15 protein-coding genes and 1 tRNA gene are annotated in these 17,293 nt (G+C 61.6%); 11 read left to right on the top strand and 5 right to left on the bottom strand.

What is annotated here, in order from left to right:
- Window positions 1–39 precede the first annotated feature (39 nt).
- The 4 genes from DWW73_RS00265 to DWW73_RS00250 all read left to right on the top strand — a co-directional run bounded on the left by DWW73_RS00265 (window position 40) and on the right by DWW73_RS00250 (window position 2,755).
- A complete protein-coding gene (locus DWW73_RS00265) occupies window positions 40–759 on the top strand; it encodes a B3/4 domain-containing protein (RefSeq protein WP_117641034.1) in 720 nt (239 codons plus the stop codon).
- A 172-nt stretch (window positions 760–931) separates the two neighbouring features.
- The gene (locus tag DWW73_RS00260) at window positions 932–1,381 is read left to right on the top strand and encodes a MarR family winged helix-turn-helix transcriptional regulator (RefSeq protein WP_022093866.1); all 450 of its coding nucleotides are present in this window, start codon (window positions 932–934) and stop codon (window positions 1,379–1,381) included.
- A gap of 119 nt (window positions 1,382–1,500) precedes the next feature.
- A complete protein-coding gene (locus DWW73_RS00255) occupies window positions 1,501–2,355 on the top strand; it encodes a DegV family protein (RefSeq protein WP_117778435.1) in 855 nt (284 codons plus the stop codon).
- A 79-nt stretch (window positions 2,356–2,434) separates the two neighbouring features.
- Window positions 2,435–2,755, top strand: a complete 321-nt coding sequence (locus DWW73_RS00250) for an MGMT family protein (RefSeq protein WP_089572047.1) — start codon at window positions 2,435–2,437, stop codon at window positions 2,753–2,755.
- Window positions 2,756–3,140: 385 nt separating this feature from the next.
- Here DWW73_RS00250 and trpS read toward each other — a convergent pair whose 3' ends face one another.
- Together trpS and DWW73_RS00240 are read right to left on the bottom strand one after the other, a co-directional pair.
- A complete protein-coding gene (trpS, locus tag DWW73_RS00245; RefSeq protein WP_117757745.1) occupies window positions 3,141–4,190 on the bottom strand; it encodes a tryptophan--tRNA ligase in 1,050 nt (349 codons plus the stop codon).
- A 161-nt stretch (window positions 4,191–4,351) separates the two neighbouring features.
- Entirely contained in the window at window positions 4,352–5,551 is a 1,200-nt protein-coding gene (locus tag DWW73_RS00240; protein WP_117778434.1) for an MraY family glycosyltransferase, read from the bottom strand.
- Window positions 5,552–6,075: 524 nt separating this feature from the next.
- On the opposite strand from DWW73_RS00240, the gene DWW73_RS00235 reads away from it, so the two are divergent.
- From DWW73_RS00235 to proB, 5 genes are all read left to right on the top strand, one after another.
- Window positions 6,076–7,014 carry a radical SAM protein gene (locus DWW73_RS00235; protein ID WP_117778433.1) on the top strand — a complete coding sequence of 313 codons (939 nt, stop codon included), beginning with the start codon at window positions 6,076–6,078 and terminating at the stop codon, window positions 7,012–7,014.
- Between the two features lie 151 nt (window positions 7,015–7,165).
- Window positions 7,166–7,238, top strand: a tRNA-Ala gene (locus tag DWW73_RS00230).
- A 64-nt stretch (window positions 7,239–7,302) separates the two neighbouring features.
- Window positions 7,303–7,743 carry a hypothetical protein gene (locus DWW73_RS00225; RefSeq protein ID WP_117778432.1) on the top strand — a complete coding sequence of 147 codons (441 nt, stop codon included), beginning with the start codon at window positions 7,303–7,305 and terminating at the stop codon, window positions 7,741–7,743.
- A gap of 81 nt (window positions 7,744–7,824) precedes the next feature.
- The gene (locus tag DWW73_RS00220) at window positions 7,825–9,330 is read left to right on the top strand and encodes a nicotinate phosphoribosyltransferase (RefSeq protein WP_117778431.1); all 1,506 of its coding nucleotides are present in this window, start codon (window positions 7,825–7,827) and stop codon (window positions 9,328–9,330) included.
- A 79-nt stretch (window positions 9,331–9,409) separates the two neighbouring features.
- Window positions 9,410–10,537, top strand: coding sequence for a glutamate 5-kinase (gene proB, locus DWW73_RS00215; RefSeq protein WP_117778430.1), 1,128 nt, complete (start codon window positions 9,410–9,412; stop codon window positions 10,535–10,537).
- A 101-nt stretch (window positions 10,538–10,638) separates the two neighbouring features.
- Here the strand turns inward: proB and DWW73_RS00210 are convergent, their stop codons facing one another.
- Window positions 10,639–12,057 (bottom strand): alpha/beta fold hydrolase, encoded by a 1,419-nt coding sequence (locus tag DWW73_RS00210; protein ID WP_117778429.1) that lies wholly within the window; start codon window positions 12,055–12,057, stop codon window positions 10,639–10,641.
- Window positions 12,058–12,169: 112 nt separating this feature from the next.
- Between DWW73_RS00210 and DWW73_RS00205 the strand changes: the two genes are divergently transcribed.
- A complete protein-coding gene (locus DWW73_RS00205; RefSeq protein WP_117778428.1) occupies window positions 12,170–13,456 on the top strand; it encodes a glutamate-5-semialdehyde dehydrogenase in 1,287 nt (428 codons plus the stop codon).
- A gap of 59 nt (window positions 13,457–13,515) precedes the next feature.
- On the opposite strand, the gene DWW73_RS00200 is transcribed toward DWW73_RS00205, so the two are convergent.
- Entirely contained in the window at window positions 13,516–14,115 is a 600-nt protein-coding gene (locus DWW73_RS00200) for an HD domain-containing protein (protein WP_055252329.1), read from the bottom strand.
- A gap of 117 nt (window positions 14,116–14,232) precedes the next feature.
- Window positions 14,233–14,718, bottom strand: coding sequence for a CarD family transcriptional regulator (locus DWW73_RS00195; RefSeq protein ID WP_089572030.1), 486 nt, complete (start codon window positions 14,716–14,718; stop codon window positions 14,233–14,235).
- Window positions 14,719–15,060: 342 nt separating this feature from the next.
- Here DWW73_RS00195 and argS point away from each other — a divergent pair, with 342 nt between their 5' ends.
- Window positions 15,061–16,914: an arginine--tRNA ligase gene (argS, locus tag DWW73_RS00190; RefSeq protein ID WP_117757736.1), complete on the top strand. Its 1,854-nt coding sequence runs from the start codon at window positions 15,061–15,063 to the stop codon at window positions 16,912–16,914.
- Window positions 16,915–17,293 lie beyond the last annotated feature (379 nt).

Here is a 17,293-nt window from a genome sequence, read left to right as displayed (position 1 = left end):
GGCACCCGGGCTCGGGCGCATGCTATGAAGGGAGAGCACATGAAGAGTTTCGTTGCCGAGGATTCGTTTTGGGAGCTATTTCCGCAGGCGGCTGTCGGTGTTGTGGTCGTAAAGGGCATGAAGCCCGCGGCTCAGATTCCTCAAGAGGACGTTGATGCGATTGCCGCGTTGCTCGACCGCGCCAATATCGATGCGGAGCGTCACCTGACGAGTGATACCATCAGCGAGAATGCGCCGGTTAAGGCATGGCGCGAGGCATATCGCCTATTCAAGACCAAGAAGGGCGCGCGTTGCTCAATTGAGAACCTGCTCAAGCGCGTGCTCAAAGGAAAGCCGGTGGGCCACATTACGCCCGCGGTGGACATCTACAACACGGTGTCGCTGTCCTACGCGCTGCCCGTAGGCGGCGAGGATTTGCACGCGATTGAGGGAGACCTTTGCCTGAAGGTGACCGACGGTGGCGATTCATTTCTGCCGCTTGGCGAGGAGACAGATGACCCGACGCTGCCCGGCGAGCTCGCCTACATCGATGATGCGGGCGCCGTATGCCGCTGCTGGAACTGGCGCGATGGCGTTCGAACGGCGTTGTCCGATGATTCGGCCGATGCTTTCCTGGCGATTGAGTGCGTGGAGCCCGAGCGGATGGGGGATTGCCAGGCCGCGATCGATCGCTTAGCCGAGCTGCTCGAGCGCTATCTGGGAGCGACGGTTGTCGTTAAAACGCTTGTGACCCGCGACAATCCTTGCGTGGGGCTGTAGCGAAGTCTGCGGATCAAACTCGATGCCCCAAACCACCACAAAGGTGCCTGTCCCCTTTGTGGTGGTTTTTATGTTGATGGGTTAACAAATGGGATATTTGGGTACGGGTGTTGCCTTGTGCGGCTAAGATGTTTACCCGTTAGCATCATGTAAGCGAAAGGCGGTCGTCACCATGCAGCAGAACGACGAGACACGTTTTGAGGACTTTGTCGGACTGATCAGCGGCCTCTACAAGGAGATTCAGCGTATCAAGACGTCCGAAGGCGCAAGGCTGGGCCTCAAGGGCTCCGACGTTATGTGCCTGTACTATCTTGAGCGCAGCAAGGACGGCCTGACTGGCGCCGACCTCGCCCGCATGGCCGGCGTTACCCGTGCCGCCGTTTCGCGCACACTGGCACATCTGGAGGAGGGCGGCTACGTCGAGGTTGACGACTCGGGTGATGCGGCCGTCAAGTATCGTGCTCCGGTGCGCCTGACTGCCCTGGGCGGCGAGAGCATGAGCGAGGCCGATCGCATCATTCGCGAGGTGCTCGATACCACCGGCAAGGCCATGGGCGTGGAGCAGCGCGAGCAGATGTATGCATCGCTGCGCACGATCCTCAACACCCTGCGCGAGATCTAGAGCCGCGCTGGCGCTAGCTTTCAGCCAAGAACTGCATCGTCCCGTTTGAGCGCGTACGCCGTGCCGGGACATTGCTGTCAAAATTCCCTGCGCGAGACCTGCGCAAGAAAGGATTCGTTATGTCCGTCCGCATTATTACCGATTCCGCAAGCGATATGTCGCCGGCGGAGCACCCCGCTCTGCGTGTTCTGCCGCTGTCCGTCACCTTTGGCACCGATGTGTATATGGATGGCGTCGACATCGATCACCAGCGCTTTTACGAGATGCTTGTGGAGCGCGATGAGCTGCCCAAGACCGGTCAGGTCAACCCGTACGCCTTTTCGCAGGCGATTGCCGAAGCGCGTGAGGCCGGCGATGAGACCGTGATTATTACCGTGGGAGCCAAGCTCTCGGGCACCAACCAGAGTGCTCGTACGGCACTTGCCGAGGCGCCGGGCGGCGACATGTTCGTCGTGGACAGCAATAACGTGACCTTGGGCGAGCGCGTGCTGGTCGAGTATGCGCTGCGCCTGGTGGACGAGGGCCAGGGCGCGGCTCAGGTTGCGGCGGCTGTCGAGGCCGTGCGCGACCGCGTGGTCGTCATCGGCCTGCTCGAGACGTTGGAGTACCTGGTGCGCGGCGGTCGCCTGTCTGCTGCGGCCGGTGCCGTGGGTACGCTGCTCAACGTAAAGCCCGTGGTGGCTGCCGAGGACGGTCTGATCGTGCAGCTGGGCAAGGCGCGCGGTTCCAAGAACGGACGTAACCTGCTCAACCAGAAGGTCGAAAAGGCGGGCGGCATCGACTTTTCCATGCCGCTGGCGCTCGGCTATACGGGCCTTTCGGATGCGGTGCTCAAGAAGTATATCGAGGACAGCGCGGCACTGTGGGCTGGCCACACCGAGGGCGAACTGCCCGTTCACACCATCGGCGCCACCATCGGCACCCATGTAGGCCCCGGCGCCGTAGCCGTAGCCTTCTTCCAGCCCGTTAACTAGCCCACCTGCCAAAACCACCACAAAGGGGACAGGCACCTTTGTGGTGGTTTATGCTATTCCGGGTGGAAGGGAGCGAGCAATGGCGTCTGAGGGCTTTTTTGAGCGGGTGTACGAGGTGGTCGAGCAGATTCCCGAGGGGATGGTCGCCACGTATGGTCAGGTGGCGCTGCTTGCTGGACGTCCACGAAGTGCGCGGTACGTGGGGTATGCCCTGCATGGCAATCCGCGCCCCGGCGAGATTCCCTGTCACCGCGTGGTGTTTGCCGATGGCCGCATATGCGATGGTTTTGCTTTTGGCGGTCCCGATGCTCAACGTGAGCTTTTGCTAGGGGAGGGTGTGGCGTTTAAGGACGACATGCACGTCGACTTGGCCGCCTGTCGCTGGCCTGCAGGGCTCTAGCGGCTCTGCCGTGGTTAAAACCACCACAAAGGTGCCTGTCCCCTTTGTGGTGGTTCTAGTTTACCTGAGCTAACTTATGGAGAAGCTATGGGGGAACATATTGACGCTACAAAGTAAACCACGGTGAACTATATTGTATTCAGCAACGGAGCAGGCAATAGGCGATGAAAAAGCCTGCCCTGTTGAGTTTGATTCGCATTCCTCCCCTCTGTGCGATTCAACGGTGTACTTCGGGAACAGGCTCGCTGGCAACTAACTGCCAGCGGGCCTGTTCCTGTTTTTCGGGGGAGTGCAATGGGCAGAGCCGAACCGGTCGGGCACCAAAAAAGGCGGACGCACTAGCGCCCGCCCTATAGCAATCGAAAGTTCTAGCCAGCAGATCGATCTAGTACACCATGCCCATGGCGTCCTGAACCTCGGCCAGGGTCTGCTCGGCAATCTCGTTGGCGCGACGGTTGCCCTCGTGCAGCACGTCCTTCACATAGTCCAGATCGTTCTCATAGCGCTGACGACGCTCGCGGATCGGCGCGAAGTACTCGTTGACGGCCTCGGTCACGTACTTCTTGAGCTGGCCGGAGCCGCCCATGCCAATCTCCTCGGCAATCTCGACCTCGGAACGGCCAGTGCAGATGGCGGCCGTCGAAAGCAGACCGGACACGCCGGGGCGGTTCTCGGGATCGAATGTGATCATGCGCTCGGAGTCGGTCTGGCTCTTCTTGATGCGCTTGGCCGTCTCCTCGGCGGTCATCGAGATGTTGATGGCGTTGCCGTAGCTCTTGCTCATCTTGCGACCGTCCAGGCCCGGCAGTAGCGGGGTCTCGGACAGCAGCGCTTCGACCTCGGGGAACACTTTGCCGTAGCGGTTGTTAAAGCGGCGGGCGATGGTGCGGGTGAGCTCGATGTGCGGCAGCTGGTCGCGGCCGACGGGCACCACATTGCCCTTGCAGAACAGGATGTCGCAGGCCTGGTGCACCGGGTAGGTGAGCAGAAGGCCGGTGAGCTCGTGGCCCGAGGCCTCCATCTCGGCCTTGACCGTGGGGTTGCGCGCCAGCTCGGCCTCGGAGACCAGCGACAGGAACGGCAGCATGAGCTGGTTGGCGGCGGGCACGGCGGAGTGCGCGTAGATCATGGTCTTGTCGGGGTCGATGCCGCAGGCAAGGTAGTCCATGACCATGTTGTACACGTTGTCCTGGATGTGCTCGGTCGTGTCGCGGTCGGTGATGACCTGGTAGTCGGCGATGAGTACGTTGGTCTTGGCACCCATGTTCTGCAGCTCCACACGGCCCTTGAGGGTGCCGAAGTAGTGACCCAGGTGCAGGCGGCCGGTGGGGCGGTCGCCGGTAAGCATGGTGAACTTCTCGGGCGTTTTTGCCAGGCCCTCGCGAATGGCGTTGCTCTTTTGCAGCGCGACTTCGTAGCTGTTCTCGTTTGGCATGATTGCTCCTAACGTATGTTCATTGGTCAAGATGATAACGCGTTTATTGGAGGGGCGGGTCGTAAGTAGGCGAGGGGCGGGAGATCGGCGGCATGTGCGATGGGCGCGGCATGGCTGCGCGTTTGGCCGGCGGCGCCTGGGCGCTTCCTCGGCAGCTTACCCTAGAGCTTGTGGTGGCGCTCTTCCTTACGTTCCTCGGCTGCCTGCTCCTCCTGCTTAAAGGCGGGGTCGTCGGGGGTGACGAGCTCATCCTCGTGTGTGCGCTTGTTGTAATGGTGGCGCAGCACGGGCTCAAACAGATGTAGATGCTTGGCAAAGGCCGCCGAACCAATGGCGAGCACGGTAAAGATGAGCACGCGCATGGGCACCTCGACCTGGTTAATCGCGGCGGCGCCGGCCGAAAGCATGATGCACCAGGCGTAGATGAGGAGCACTGCCTGTTTTTGGTTGTAGCCTTCTTGGATCAGGCGGTGGTGGATGTGGCCCTTGTCGGCCTGCCCGATGCTAATGTGGGCGCGCTTGCGGCGCACGATGGCGCTAAACGTGTCGATGATGGGCACGCCGGCAACGATGAGCGGAATGATAAGCGAGGTGAGCGCGGCGGTGCGGCTCACGTTGAGCAGCGAGATGGAGCCCAGCGCAAAGCCCAGAAGCAGCGACCCCGAGTCGCCCAAGAAGATGCTTGCGGGGTTGAAGTTGTAGCGCAAAAAGGCCAGACAGGCGCCAAAGAGCGCAATGGAGAGCGCGGCGGCGTCGATGCGGCCCGAGAGAACGGCCATCGAAAACATGGTGAACGACGCGATGCCGCAGATGCCCGTGGCCAAGCCGTCGAGGCCGTCGATGAGGTTAATGATGTTGGTGAATGCCACCAGATAGATCACGGTGATGGGGTAGGCGAGCCATCCGAGCATGATCTCGCCGGGGGCAAACGGGTTGACGATGACGCCGATCCGTAGGCCGCCGATACAGGCGATAAGCGCGGCGAGGACCTGTCCGGCCAGCTTTTGCTTGGGCTTGAGCTGGAAGACGTCGTCGATAGCGCCGGTCGCAAAGATGACGGTAAAAGAAAGCGCAAGTATGGGGTAGCTGATGTGCAGACGGGGGTGGGGCACCAAAACGGGCGGCCAACCCAGGTACCAGGTGCCTAGGATTTGCACAATACAGGCAACGACCAGGCCCAAAAACACCGCCGTTCCGCCCAAACGCGGGATGGGCTTGGTGTTGATGCGGCGCTTAGAAGGATAGTCGACGGCGTCGAGCTTAATTGCCAAGCACTTGACCAGGGGCACCGTGAGGAAGGTCGTGATGAAGGCCGCTGCTGCCACGCATAGATACGGTATGTAGCTCGGGGATGAAGCCATGAATCTAAAAACCGCCAAGCGTCGAAGGAAAAGGTCAAAGGTTGCTAAGCGCAAAGGGCATAGCCGAACCATGATACTCGACCAAGGGGGGTGCATGGAATTGCACGCAGCGATAATCACGCGCTTACCAGATATTAGGGTATTGTCGATAGCTTGTCGGGATACCGGCGGGGATCCATATGGGCTGTAATGGTGGTTTTCGGCAAATGAAAACCACCCCCCACGTTACGAAAATGAACCCACCTAAAACAGGTGGGTGCCCTCATCGACTGTTCCAGCGTCCTTAACAACGAAGGATACCTGTACTAGGTACGACTGTGTGGGCTCCCTAAATAAACGCGACGGTTCACCCAGTTGCTCCGCGGGGGGCGGAATACCTACATCATAAAGCGGCACTTTGTCGATTCCAGTCTTGACATTATAAAAATCGTGTCGGACGATTACGGCGCCTTGGGCTCGAGCCGTCTGTGCGGTTGGTCCCTTTACGTTTGAGCTGCTGAATCATTGTTTTGGAGCATGTTTTTATGCCGACGTCGTTGACCGAACTTTTTTCGCCCGCCTGCCATTTGTGTCCGCGCCGTTGCGGTGCGGCGCGCGACGAGGGCGCGCGTGGCGTGTGCGGCGCCGACAACACGCTTAAGGTCGCCCGCGCGGCGCTCCATATGTGGGAGGAGCCGCCCATTTCGGGCGAGGCCGGCTCGGGTACGATTTTCTTTAGCGGCTGTTCGCTCAAATGTATCTACTGCCAAAACCACGAGATCTCGACGGGCAATTTCGGTCTTGAGATTTCGCCCGAGCGTTTGGTCGAGATTATGCTGGAGCTGCAGGACCAGAGCGCCAATAACATCAACCTGGTGACGGCGACGCACTATGCGCACCTGTTGCCTGCCGCGATTGCCGCGGCACGGACGCGCGGGTTGGTCATCCCAATCGTCTACAACACGAGCGGTTATGAGCGTGCGAGTGCCGTGGCGGCGCTCGGCGATTTGGTCGACGTGTGGCTTACCGACTTTAAGTATGCCAATGCGGCGCTTGCGCAGTCACTCTCTCATATTAAGGACTACCCGCGCGTGGCTGTGTCGGGTCTGGCCCAGATGGCGCGCGAAATTGAGCGCCGCGGGGGAGAGCTGGTAGACGGGGACGGGCTCATGAAGCGCGGCATAATCGTGCGTCATCTGGTGCTGCCGGGGCATGCGGACGATTCGTGCCGCGTGTTGGACCTGGTGTGGCAGACGGTGGGCGACGTGCCGATCTCGGTCATGAACCAGTACACGCCCAATGCCCTCATGCGCGAACAAGGCGGCGACCTGGCGCGCGCCGTGACGCGCGAGGAGTACGAGCAGGTGCTCGACCATGCCGACGACCTGGGCTTTACGACGATGTTTTGGCAAGAAGGCGGAGCGGTAGACGAGAGCTTCACCCCGGCGTTCGACACCACCGGCGTCCTCACCAGCGCAAAGTAGTGCGCTCGCCGATGATTTTTCTGGGACGGGGATTAAAAAATCATCGAGAGGATCGCCTGCTCGAAAAGTTGTCAAAATAGCCGCGTCCCAAAAAGACTGGGTATTGGGCGTTGACAGTTGGCGAGCCGTAGGTAAAATATCAACTTGTCTTGGGGACGTAGCTCAGTTGGGAGAGCGCTGCCGTCGCATGGCAGAGGCCGAGGGTTCGACTCCCTTCGTCTCCACCCTTGGATTTGATAAGCCGCTGACATTGTGTCGGCGGCTTTTTTTAAAAGAAAGGGCTGTACCATGGCCGAGCTTGAGTCCCAACCACTGTCTGCCGAGGAACGCGCCGAGTTGGAAGAGCTCCGCGCCGAGAAGGCCCGCCGCGAGGCCCAGGAAGAGGCACGTCGCGAGCGTGAGGAGCTGACCGCCCTGCGTGCCGAGCGCGAGAAGGCCGAGGAGGCCGCCGCGAACGTCGCCCCCGCGCCCAGGCCCGCCGCCGCGAAGCCCGCGCCCGCCGCACCCAAACCTCAGCCTAAAAGGGCCGCTCGTCCCAAGCCCGTCGAGCCCAAACCGAGCCGTGACGAGATGACCTTTGCCCAGCGCATGGTCACCTCCAAGGAGCCCACGGGCGAGAACGAGATCCCCGGTATGGCGCCGGCTCAAAAAATCATCATTGTCCTTGCCCTCATCGCGTTTGTCATCTTTATGGGCTACACGATCCTGACCAGCATGGGTCTGCACTAGCCTGTTCGCGCTGGGCTCCATGCCCGCACGCCCGCCTCGCCAACCCTCAACCTCTGCACAACGCATCCGAAAGGTCGCCCCATGGCTTTGACCGATATCTCTCATCCCACCGACATTGCAATGCTCACCGATCTGTACGAGCTCACTATGGCCCAGGGCCTGTGGGAGAGCGGCAAGGCCAATGAGCAGGGTTGTTTTACCGCGTTTTACCGCGACCATCCCTTTGGCAGCGCCTATGCCGTCATGTGCGGCACCGCCGAGCTGCCCGAGCTGGTCGAGAACCTGCGCTTTACGCCCGAGGATATCGACTACCTCGCCTCACTCCAGGCCCCGGCCGGCGGCGCGATGTTCAAGCCCGCATTCCTCGACTACCTGCGCGATTTTCGTGCACATGTAAACATCGACGCCGTCCCCGAGGGCGAGCTCGTCTTTCCGCGCGAACCCATGGTTCGCGTCACCGGTCCCGCGCTGGAGTGCCAGCTGCTCGAAACGGCGCTGCTCAACATCGTCGGCTTCCAGACGCTTGTCGCCACCAAGACGGCGCGCGTGGTGCTGGCGGCGGACGGCCGTCCCGTTGCCGAGTTTGGCCTGCGCCGCGCCCAGGGTCCCGATGGCGGGCTGGCCGTCGCGCGCGCGAGCTACGTTGCCGGCTGCTCCTCTACGTCCAATGTGCTCGCCGGCCGCCGCTACGGTATTCCCGTCTTTGGCACGCATGCGCACAGCTGGGTCATGAGCTTCGACTCCGAGCTCGAGGCATTCCGGGCTTTTGCTAAGTCGAGTCCCAAGAACTGCACGCTGCTCATCGACACCTACGACGTACGCGAGGGTTGCGAGCATGCCATTACGGTTGCCAAGGAGATGGAAGCGGTGGGCGAGCGCCTGTCGGCCATTCGCATCGACTCCGGCGACCTCGCCAAGCTCTCCAAGTATGTGCGCGGCCGTTTTGATGCCGAGGGCCTGCCCTATGTGGGGATCTCGGTTTCTAACGATTTGGATGAGTACACGATTCAGTCGCTGCTCGACCAGGGCGCGCCCATCGACAGCTTTGGCGTGGGTACCAAGCTTGCGACCTGCTACGATCAGCCTGCGCTGGGCGGCGTGTACAAGCTTTCGGCCCGTCGTGCGAGCGACGCGGAGCCGTGGACGCCGGTGGTGAAGCTTTCCGAGCAGCCCTACAAGCGCACGATCCCCGGCGTGCAGCGCGTACGACGCTATTACGACGGCTTTGGCGGCCCGGTCTGCGACATGATTTATGACGAGGACCATCTGGCAGGGGAGGGCGCCGCGCGCGGCAATACCCTTGTGGCCGTGAACGATGCCGCCCTGGTGACCGACGTGTCCGAACTTGAGTATTGCGAGCTGCTGGTGCCGATCGTGCGCGATGGCAGTGCGGTGGCTCCACGTGAGAGCATCCAGGACGCGCGCGAGCGCTGTGCTTGGGCGCTCGACCATCTGGACGCAGCTTTCAAGCGCTTCTTGTACCCGCAGACCTATGTGGTGGGTATGGAGCAGGGCCTGGCTCAGGTGCGCGACGAGCTCGTGCGCAAGAACATGGCCGCGGCCTCTGCCTTTCCCTGGGCTCACTAATTCCTTGGGCGGTAGGGGCGAGTCACGCTTCCCTTGCCGCCGGCTCGGCCGTTCGCTGAACAGTTGATTGGTTTGACGTATGACGACTTCTTATAAAACGATGGTGGTAAAGATCGGTTCGTCCACGGTGGTGGGCGCCGACGGCAAGGTCAACCGCGCCTTTATCGGCGGGCTTGCCGATCAGGCCGCAGCGCTGCGCGAGCTTGGCTGGCGCCTGGTCGTGGTGAGCTCGGGCGCCATTGCCTGTGGCTATCCCGTGTTGGGCTTCGACCGTAAGCCGGTCGGTGACCTGCCGAGCCTGCAGGCCTGCGCCTCGGCCGGTCAGTGCATCATCTCGTCGGCCTACGACGAGGAGTTCCATGCGCGCGACCTGCTCACCTCGCTCGTGCTGCTCACGCGTCACGACACGGCGCGCCGCACGTCCTACCTGCACGCGCGCGACGCCCTGCTGCGCCTTGTGGAGCTGGGTGTGGTGCCGGTCGTCAACGAGAACGATACCGTCACCGTCGATGAGATCAAGTTTGGCGACAACGACACGCTGGCGGCGCTTGTGAGCTGCCTGGTTTCTGCCGATCTGTGCGTGACGCTCTCGGACATCGATGGCCTCTACACCGCCAATCCGCACGAGGATCCCACGGCCGAGTTCGTCCCGGTCGTGCATAAGATCGACGCCAAGATCATCGCCTCGGCGGGCGATTCTTCCACATCGGTGGGCACGGGCGGCATGATCACCAAGATCCGCGCGAGCCGCATTCTCATGACGGCGGGCATTCAGAGCGTGATTTGCTCGGGCGAGGAGCCCGATGCGCTCGTGCGTCTGGCCCGCTGCGAGAGCGTGGGTACGCTGTTCGATCCGCCGGCGGAGCGCCTGGACATTGCGCCGCGCAAGCTGTGGATCGCACTGGGCGACAAGGCGCACGGCTCGGTGACGGTCGATGACGGCGCCGCGAAGGCGCTGGTCAGCCGCGGTTCGTCGCTGCTCGCGGTGGGTATTCGCGAGGTCGATGGCGTGTTTTCCGAGGGCGATGTGCTCGACGTGTGCGACCCGAGCGGCATGGTTGTCGCCCGTGGTATCGCCGAGGCCGATTCGGACGTGCTGGAGCTTGCCGCCGGCCGCCGCCAGGACCAGATTGCCAGCAACCGCCTGCTCGCAGACCTGGCCGAGAAGCCCGCGATCCATAGGGACAACTTGATAGTGTTTGCATAAAGAGAGGCAGCGCTGCGGCTCGTTTTGCCAGCAGTGCTGCCTCTCCTTTTCCGGCACTTGGGGACGTTCCTTATGTGCCGGCACTTTGGGACACTCCTTTGCTAGAAGATCTGGCGCAGGTCTCCGCGGTTGAGGGCTTCGTCGAAGAGGTGCTTGAACACCACGCTGCCGTGCAAGCCGTCGTGCTCGAACTCGTTGGTCACCCAGGCATGCGAGTTGCCCACGCGATTGAGCGTATCGAGCTGCATGCCCGAGTCCACGTACATGTCATCGAAGTACACCGCGGCCTGCAGGGGCACCTCGTTGCACGCCAGGCGCTGCGGGTCGTAGATCTTGTCCCAGCTTGTGTCTTCCATAAGCAGATCCATCGCCGGCTTGAAGGGCTTAAGTTCGGGCATCTGCTCAAACATCCACGGGAACATGGCCTCGCCGGTAAACATGAGCGGTCGCGTGAGCGTGTCGAACTCGGCACGACGGGCCTTCTCTTCTGCCGCGGCCCAGCGAATGGGCATGGTGTCGCCGTCGGCGTAGATGAACTCCTGAAGCGTCCAGTACAGCGGATTCGTGCGCGTGTTGGTGCGCTCGAAGGCGCGCATCAAAAAGCTGTCAGATACCGAGGCGCCGCAGGCCAGCGTGCCGTCGCCGTCAACAAAAGCATGATCGATAATCCAATGCATGCGCTCAAAGCTCGGCTTCATGCCAAAGTCGCTGCCCATGAGCTGTAGGCGTTCGACCGTCATCGGCGAGCCGTCGGGTAGCACGGGCTTTTGCTCCTCGAGGGCATCTGCCAGGGCCGCCACGCGCTCGACGTCGGCGGGGTAGCGGTTGTAATACTGCTGCGTCTTGGCGGCCATGCGCGGGAAGGTGTGCGCGTAGACCTCGCTTGCGCTCGCCGGTACGTGGGGGATGCCGCCGCAGGTAAAGCTTGCCGCCACGCCCTCGGGGAAGAGCGACAGGTAGCTCAGCGTCAAAAAGCCGCCGTAGCTCTGCCCGAGCGTGACCCAGGGCCTGCCGCCAAAGCCCACCAGGCGCAGGTACTCAAAATCGCGCACGATGGAGCTGGCGAGGTGGCGCTTGAGGAAGTCCGCCTGCGAGCGGGCAGCATCGGAGCCGGCCGCCTCGGCGCGCTCGCCCAGTGCGGCAATCGTGCGCCCGTCTACACAGCTGCTGCGCCCGGTACCGCGCTGGTCGGGCAGCACGACGCGGAAATGCTTGACGGCCTCTTCGATCCAGCCATCGCTTGTGGGCGACAGCGGACGCGGGCTCTCGCCACCGGGGCCACCCTGCAAAAAGAGAAGGAGCGGCAGGTCGTCGTTGATGCGGTCGGGTGCGCAAACCACGCGGTAGAAGAGCTTGATGCTCTCGGGCGCGCCGGCGATGGGTGTCGGTATAGCGCCGCGGCGCATGGTGCTGCCGACGGCCAGGAGCATCGGCTCCAGGCCGCGCCAGTCGAGGGGGACGTCGATGCTGTGGTCCTCGACATACAGGCCGGGGACGTGGTACGAAGTGATGAGGGCCATGTGAGTCTTCCGTTCGTTGCGGTGTTTCGGGTTGACCAATTCTACCGCCGCGGGCGAGGCCATGCGCAAATCGGCTACCATGGTTGCAAACTTCTAGGAGAAAGGGCCGCCCATGTCGGTCGATATAGCCACGTATGTCCACGATCTTGCCGTTGCCGCTAAGGCAGCGTCGGCCTCGCTTGCCACGGCGAGCGACGAGCAGCGCCAGGAGGCCGTGCGCGCCATGGCCGCAGCGCTGCGCAACGGTATCGACTCCATCGTCGCCGCCAACGAGCTCGATATGTCCGCCGCGCGCGATGCGGGGACCTCGGCGGGGCTCCTCGACCGTCTGCTGCTGACGCCCGAGCGCGTTGAGGGTATGGTCGCCGGCCTGGAGAAGCTCGCCGAGCTGCCCGATTCTGTCGGCCGCGTGCTCGACCACCGCGTGCTCGCAAGCGGCGTGGACCTCACCCGCGTGAGCGTGCCGTTGGGCCTGGTCGCCATGGTGTACGAGGCGCGCCCCAACGTGACGGCCGACGCCGCGGGCATCTGCATCCGCACCGGCAACGCCTGCATTCTGCGCGGCGGCTCGCTGGCCTATCACTCGTGTGCCATGATTGCCGAACTGCTGGCCGATGCGCTCGAGGCCAAGGGCTTCCCGCGCGAGGCCGTGTCGATGATCGAGTCTACCGACCGCGAGGCCACCGGCGAGCTCATGAAGCTCCGCGGCGTCGTCGATGTGCTCATTCCGCGTGGCGGTGCGGGCCTGATCCAGCGCTGCGTGCGCGAGTCGCTCGTTCCGGTGATCGAGACAGGCACGGGCAACTGCCACATCTACGTGCATGAATCCGCCGACTTCGATAAAGCGCTCAATATTATCGTCAACGCTAAGACGCAGCGCGTGGGCGTGTGCAATGCCGCCGAGTCGCTGCTGGTCGACCATGCTGTGGCCAATGTGTTTTTGCCTGCGGTTGTTGCCGTGCTGCACGACCACGGCGTGCTCATTCACGGCGACGAGGCCACGTGCGCCGCGTGCGCCGATGCCGGGCTTGCCGAGGGCGATGACTACGTTGCCGCGACTGAGGAGGACTGGGGTCGCGAGTACCTGGCGCTCGAGATGAGCGTGAAGGTCGTGGCAAACGAGGACGAGGCCATCGCACACATCAATCGCTACGGCACGATGCACTCCGAGGCCATCGTTGCCGAGGACACGGATGCTTGCGAGCGCTTCCTGGACGCGGTCGATGCCTCGGCCGTGTACGCCAACGCCAGCACGCGCTTTACCGACGGCGGCGAGTTTGGCCTGGGCGCCGAGATTGGCATCTCGACCCAAAAGCTCCACGCCCGCGGCCCCTTTGCCGCCGAGGCCCTCACCACCTACAAATACAAGCTCCGAGGCACCGGCCAGGTCCGCCCCTAACGCCCGCGCAAACAAAAACCACCACAAAGGTGCCTGTCCCCTTTGTGGTGGTTTTGGAATTAAGCCTGAAAGGTGTCGCGGTCGGGGGCGAAGGACTGCATGGCCGCGATGGTACGGTCGAAGAGCTCGGGGAGCTCCCAGCCCAGCATCTCGGCACCCTGCGTAATCACGTCGCGCGAGCAGCCGGCGGCAAAGCGCTTGTCCTTGAACTTTTTCTTGAGCGACTTGGTCGTAAAGTCCATGACGCTCTTACTCGGACGCATGATGACGGCAGCACCGATCAAGCCGGTGAGCTCGTCGCAGGCAAACAGGATCTTTTCCATCTGCAGCTCGGGCTTGGGCAGCGAGGTGTTGAAGTCCGACGTGTGCGTCTGAATGGCGCGAATGAGATCGGGAGAGGCGCCCTCGCCTTCAAGGATCTCGGCCGCATAGATGGTGTGGTTCATGGGGTCGTCCTCATGCTCCTCCCAATCTAGGTCGTGCAGCAGACCGACGATGCCCCAAAACTCCTCGTTCTCGGGGTCGAACTCGCGCGCAAAGTAGCGCATGGTGCCCTCGACCGTTTCGCCGTGGGTGATGTGGAACGGGTCCTTATTGTGCTCGTTGAGCAATTCGAACGCACGGTCGCGGGTGATTCCGGCGGAAAGTGGCTCTGCCATAAAAGACTCCTTGTGCTCGCAGGTATCGCTAAGAATGAATACTACTAGAACGACTAGAACGAAAAAACCACCACAAAGGTGCCTGTCCCCTTTGTGGTGGTTTTTGGCGCGGATGGGTTAGTTGAGGGCGGCTTGGGCTAGGCGGGCTTCGGCGGCCTCCTCGGTGACGCCCAATGCCACGGCGAACTCCTCGATGGAGCGGCGCTTGGCTTCCTTGAGTACACGCATATAGTAAGAGCTGGGCTTTTTATCGGCTTCCTCGGCCTGGCGAATGCGGTGCATCATGGTCTTTGCCACGCGGACCGTCTCGGGCGCGCCCAGCTTGAGCTGCTGCTTAAAGTGTGTCTCTTCAAGCGAGCTGTTGCGCTCGGTAAAGGTGTCGCACTCCAGCTCGTCATAGTGGCTCAGCAGATGCTCGGCATCTTGCTGAGAGATGGCAGCGTGCAAACGGTCGGCCTGCGCCACGGGGTACATAAGGATCGTCTGCGCATGCCCTTGCTTGGCCTCGAGCAACAACATGGGCTGCGGCGTGTCGTCCCTAAAACCGACGACGGTGCAGACTCCCTGACCCGGATGAATGACGTGTTGACCGATTGAGAACATGCTACCTCCAACTTATACGAATTTACGTATGTCTAGAATAACACGCTGACGTGCGCAAATCCTCGCTTTATGCAGGAAAAGCACACAACTCTGATAGGTAAGAGTATTCGATAAAAGACACAGCTCATTCACACCTTTATGCATTTTCAACGCGTGCATAATCTGCAGGCAGACCGGCATCTTTGAGTGACTCCATACAAGCTGTAGTCAATTTTGTGCATATGCAATTTCGATTGGCTTTACCCTGCGACAGTGCCCCTCGCTTGTGATAGAGTGCTACAAACTCTGGCTTTTGCCCTACGAGTGACCAAGAGCTCGGGGGCTTTAACACAAGGAGGATCTATGCCCGAGAAGATTGAAGAGCTGGTACGCGCTGCGCTTGCTGCGGCCCAGGAGGCCGGCGACCTTTCCGCATTTGAACTTGACGATTGCGCTATCGAGCGACCGGCTGACACTTCTCATGGCGAGTGGACCTCCACCATGGCCCTGAAGTCCGCCAAGCTGGCTCACTGCGCCCCGCGCAAGATCGCCGAGGCCATCGTTGCCCATATGCCCGAGGACCCCGCGATTGAGAAGGTCGAAATCGCAGGCCCCGGCTTTATCAACTTCTACCTCTCCGTTGCCGTCAAGAATGCCATCTTTGGCGAGGCTCGCGAGAAGGGCATGGACTTCGCTAAGTCCAACGTCGGTGGTGGCCTGAAGACCCAGGTCGAGTTCGTTTCCGCCAACCCCGTCGGCCCCATGCACATCGGCCACGGCCGCTGGGCCGCGCTGGGCGATTCGCTCTGCCGCGTTATGGACCACGCCGGTTACGACATCCAGCGTGAGTTCTACATCAATGACCACGGCTCTCAGATGAACACCTTCGGCAACTCCATCAGCACGCGCTATATGCAGCTTGCCGACATCATCGCCAAGCAGGGCGTTGATATCGACGAGGCTCACAAGCTGCTGATCGCCGACCGTGACGCCTTTGTTGCCGACGAGAACGACGAGCACCCCGAGACCCATCCGTATCAGGACAACTTTGCCGAGACCTTGGGCAAGGACTCTTACGGCGGCGACTACATCATCGACGAGGCCGCCGAGTTCTGGCGCACCGACGGCGACAAGTGGGTCGACGCCGATCCGCAGGAGCGTATGGAGAGCTTCCGTGAGCGCGGCTACGTGAAGATGGTCGACAACATGCGCGACCTCTGCCACGCCGTCAACTGCGACTTTGACCGTTGGTACTCCGAGCGCTCGCTGTATGTGAAGGACACCGAGGGCGAGACCGCCGGCACCTCCGCCGTCGACCGCGCTTTTGAGAAGCTCGACAAGATGGGCTACCTCTACACCAAGGACGGCGCCCTGTGGTTCCGCTCCACCGATCTGGGCGACGACAAGGACCGCGTCCTGATCAAGTCCGACGGCGAGTACACCTACTTCGCCTCCGACGTCGCCTATCACTGGGATAAGTTCCAGCGCGTCGACCACGTCATCGACATCTGGGGCGCCGACCACCACGGTTACATCGAGCGCGTCCGCTGCGTCTGCGACGCTCTGGGTTACCCCGGCAAGTTCGAGGTTCTACTGGGCCAGCTCGTCAACCTGCTGCGTAACGGCAAGCCCGTCCGTATGTCCAAGCGCAAGGGCACCATGGTGACCCTTCAGGAGCTCGTCGACGAGGTTGGCTCCGATGCCGCTCGCTACACGCTCATCTCCAAGAGCTCCAACCAGATGGTCGACTTCGACATCGAGGCCGTTAAGAAGCGCGACAACTCCAACCCGGTCTATTACGTGCAGTATGCTCACGCCCGCGTGTGCTCCATCCTGCGCCGTGCCGCCGACGTTACCGCCGAGCAGGCCGACGAGATGGGCATGAAGGCCGTTGCCGCCAAGGCCATCGGTGAGAACGTCGATTACTCGCTGCTGACCGACCCGACCGAGCTCGCCCTTTCGCGCAAGCTCAACGAGCTCACCGACCTGATCGCCAGCTGTGCTCGCGATCGCGCCCCGTTCCGTCTGACCCACTTTGCCGAGGAACTCGCCGGTGACTTCCACAGCTTCTACGCTGCCTGCCAGGTGCTGCCGAGCGAGGGCCGTCCCGTCGACCCCGAGCTTTCGCGTGCCCGTCTGGCCGCTTGCGATGCCGTCCGCGTGACGCTCGCCCTGGTGCTCACCCTCGTTGGCGTTTCCGCGCCCGAGCAGATGTAACCTGCGGGTCATTTGACCGTGTAGGTTTGGTTTAACTGAGCCCTATAAGCCCGATCTCCCACGGAGGTCGGGCTTTTTTCGCAAATGCCGACGTATTGACGATTTTGGAACTGCTGGAAATACGAAACTATGCCGGTTTACTACGATGAATTGGGAATTTCCAACCACGCCGGCTTTTCGCAAAAAAGCGCAAGGCATCTACCTGCGGTTTTTAGTTCAACATGTTTCGGAGTGGTCGCGGTTGATCGATTCGTCGTAGTAAACCGCCATAGTTTTGGCGGAGGCAGTCTGATTTGTGGGTGGTAGACCAAAGAGTGTCCCTTTTGACTAGTCGTTTAAGAACGCCCCCAATGACTAAGTTGCAGGTGGCGGCGGTTGT

This window comes from Collinsella sp. AF16-8, assembly GCF_003462695.1.
GTDB lineage: Bacteria > Actinomycetota > Coriobacteriia > Coriobacteriales > Coriobacteriaceae > Collinsella.
Note: the sequence above shows the minus strand (reverse complement) of the source record. Positions and strands in the feature narration are given on the sequence as shown.